This is a genomic window from Actinoallomurus acaciae (assembly GCF_042429965.1).
GTDB lineage: Bacteria > Actinomycetota > Actinomycetes > Streptosporangiales > Streptosporangiaceae > Actinoallomurus > Actinoallomurus acaciae.
In genome coordinates, this window is record NZ_JBHLZP010000755.1 from 1 (window position 1) to 3,057 (window position 3,057).

At 69.8% G+C, this 3,057-nt stretch carries 2 protein-coding genes and 1 pseudogene; 2 read left to right on the top strand and 1 reads right to left on the bottom strand.

From position 1 onward, the window contains the following. Positions 1 to 319 precede the first annotated feature (319 nt). On the bottom strand, positions 320 to 1,963 hold the full coding sequence (locus ACFFNX_RS46415; RefSeq protein ID WP_378212746.1) for an AMP-binding protein: 1,644 nt from the start codon (positions 1,961 to 1,963) through the stop codon (positions 320 to 322). Positions 1,964 to 2,088: 125 nt separating this feature from the next. Here ACFFNX_RS46415 and ACFFNX_RS46420 point away from each other — a divergent pair, with 125 nt between their 5' ends. After that, entirely contained in the window at positions 2,089 to 2,703 is a 615-nt protein-coding gene (locus ACFFNX_RS46420) for a TetR/AcrR family transcriptional regulator (protein WP_378212748.1), read from the top strand. A 62-nt stretch (positions 2,704 to 2,765) separates the two neighbouring features. Next, positions 2,766 to 3,057 (top strand): annotated as a pseudogene (locus ACFFNX_RS46425) (helicase-associated domain-containing protein); the annotation flags it as partial.

Genomic DNA, 3,057 nt, shown 5'->3' on the forward strand with positions numbered 1-3,057 from the left:
TCCGATGTCCGTCGTGGCTCCGGAGATCCTGGCCGAACTCTCCGGCGAGGCGCCGCCCGCGCCCGAGCCGGTGCGCGACCTGCCCCAGCACCGTTCCCACCGCGGCTCCGAGACCCTCGCGGCCGACGCCTTCGCCACCGAGGCCCTCGGGCCCGCCGGTCTCCAGCACAGCGGTCGCGACGACCCGCGGCGTCCCGCCGACCTCGAGCCCGGGGCCGACGTGCCGTTGCGGCGCGTCGACTACTCCACCGGGTCCGCCGGCCGGCCGCGCCCACTGACCCGGCCGGTACGTCGGCGGGGCACGGATCCGCTCGGCCGGTCAGGCGAACTTTCTCGCCTCCAAATCCATCAGACCCAGTTCTTCGATCGACGTCTCGCGCATCTTGAACTTCTGGATCTTTCCGGTGACCGTCATCGGGAAGCCGTCGGCGAACCGGACGTACCGGGGGATCTTCTGGTGGGCCAGCCTTCCCCGGCAGAAGTCCCGCACGTCCTCCTCCGTCAGCGTCGAGTCCGGCCGTTTCTTCACCCAGGCGCACAGCTCCTCGCCGTACTTGACGTCCGGGACGCCGATGACCTGGACGTCCTCGATGTCCGGGTGGCCGTACAGGAATTCCTCGATCTCCCGCGGATACAGGTTCTCCCCGCCGCGGATCACCATGTCCTTGATCCGGCCGACGATGTTGACGTAGCCGGCCTCGTCCATCGTCGCGAGGTCGCCGGTGTGCATCCAGCGGGCGGCGTCGATGACCTCGGCGGTCCTTTCGGGGTCCGCCCAGTAGCCGAGCATCACCGAGTACCCGCGGGTGCACAGCTCCCCCGGCGTGCCGCGCGGCACGGTCAGGCCCGTCGCCGGGTCGACGATCTTCACCTCGATGTGCGGGTGCACGCGGCCGACGGTGGAGACGCGGCGGTCCAGCTCCTCGTCGTACCGGGTCTGGGCGGAGACCGGCGACGTCTCGGTCATGCCGTAGCAGATCGTCACCTCCCGCATGTGCATCTCCGCGACGACGCGCCTCATGACCTCCACCGGGCAGGGCGAGCCCGCCATGATGCCGGTGCGCAGCGAGGTCAGGTCGTAGGAGGAGAACTCCGGCAGCGCCAGCTCGGCGATGAACATCGTCGGCACCCCGTAGAGCGAGGTGCAGCGCTCGGCCTGCACCGCCTCCAGCGTCGCCTTCGCGTCGAAGACCGGCGCCGGGATGACGATGCACGCGCCGTGCGTGGTGATCGCCAGGTTGCCGAGGACCATGCCGAAGCAGTGGTAGAAGGGCACCGGCACGCACACCCGGTCGATCTCCGTGTAACGGCACAGCTCCCCGATGAAGAAGCCGTTGTTGAGGATGTTGTGGTGCGACAGCGTCGCGCCCTTGGGAAAACCGGTGGTGCCCGAGGTGTACTGGATGTTGATCGGGTCGTCGGGCGAGAGCTCCGCCATCCGGGAGTCGAGCCGCTCGGGGTCCAGCGCGGCGCCCGCGATCGACAACGCCTCCCACTCCTCGGTGCCGAGGTAGATCACCCGCTCCAGGTCGGGCAGGCCGGCGCGCACCTCCTCGACCATGCCCCGGTAGTCGCTCGTCTTGTACGAGACGGCGCTGACCAGGAGCTTCACGCCCGACTGGCGGAGCGCATAGGTCAGCTCGTGGGTGCGGTACGCCGGGTTGACGTTGACCAGGATTGCCCCGATCTCCGCGGTGGCGTACTGCAGCAGCACCCACTCGGGGTTGTTCGGCGACCAGATGCCGACGCGGTCGCCCTTGTCGATCCCGGCGGCGATCAGGCCCCGGGCGAGGAGGGCGACCTCCTCGTCGAACTCCTGGTACGTCCAGCGGCGGCCGCTCGGCACGTCCACGAGCGCATCGCGGTGGGGAAGGACGGACGCGACGCGCCGGAGATTCTCCCCGATGGTCTGGCCCAGCAGTGAAAGGTCGGAGGTTCCGTGGCTGTATGAGGGACGGGACATGTACCCACCTCCTCGTGTATTTCACCGCATCTGCCCGCTTGTCACCAGAGCTCGGCAGAAGGCCACGCGTCTCCCGATGTCAGTGAGCGCTTTCATGGCCTACGCTTTTCGGGGAGGAGCACACAATGCAGAGATCCACGCGCGAGCGGATCGTTTCCGAGGCGCTCCGGCTGTTCGCCGAACGCGGTTACGCCGCGACGTCCGTCGCCGAGGTCGAGGCCGCCTCGGGCCTGTCCCCGGGCGCCGGTGGTCTCTACCGCCACTTCCGGTCCAAGGAAGAGGTCCTCACGGCCGCGGTGCGCGAGCACATCACCCGCACCTCCAAGCAGGTCTCCGCGACCTTCCAGCACGCCGACGACGTACGCGACCGGCCGCTGATCGACCGGCTGCGGCTCGCCGCGACCCTCGGCATGGCCAAGATGCGCGAGGAGGCCGACCTGATCCGGGTGCTCTTCCGCGACCTGGACAAGTTCCCCAACCTGATCACCGAGATGAGGGAGGGCATCGTCAACCCGCTCTACGACATGATCGGCAAGTGGCTGGCCGGCCAGCCGGAGATGGCCGGCGTCCAGGCCGACTGGGACGCGATCGGCCTGGCTCTCGGCGGTTCCATCGTCAACTACTGGCTCGCGAGCGACGCCCTGCACGAACCTCCCCAGCGCGTCGACGAGAAACGCTTCATCGACGGCTGGGCCACCCTCGCCCTCGGCCTCGCCGGCCAGCCCGCCCAGACCGTCTGAACGGCGGACGGGAAACGGGCGCTACGGCGCGCGTGGGTCCGGACCCGGATTACCGTTGTGGGGTGAGCACGGAGACCTACGCGGACTGGCTGCGGGCGCGCGACGACGACGAGTTGCGCGCGCTGTTCGCGTGCCGTCCCGAGCTGATCACTCCGGTGCCCGCCGACATCACGGCGCTGTCCTCCCGCGCCTCGGCGCCCTCGGCCCTGTCCCGCGCCCTCGACCGCCTCGACCGGTTCGCGTTGAGCGTGTTCGAGGCGCTGCTCGTGCTGCCCTCCCCCACGACCCGCGACGACCTGGCCGCCGCCGTCGGCGCGGACTTGCGCGCCGCGCTCGGCCGACTGCGCTCGCTCG

What these genes read in the sequence shown, in the direction of transcription:
- ACFFNX_RS46415 (WP_378212746.1), bottom strand. Translation starts at nt 1,963, where the DNA reads ATGTCCCGTCCCTCATACAGCCACGGAACCTCCGACCTTTCACTGCTG.
- ACFFNX_RS46420 (WP_378212748.1), top strand. Translation starts at nt 2,089, where the DNA reads ATGCAGAGATCCACGCGCGAGCGGATCGTTTCCGAGGCGCTCCGGCTG.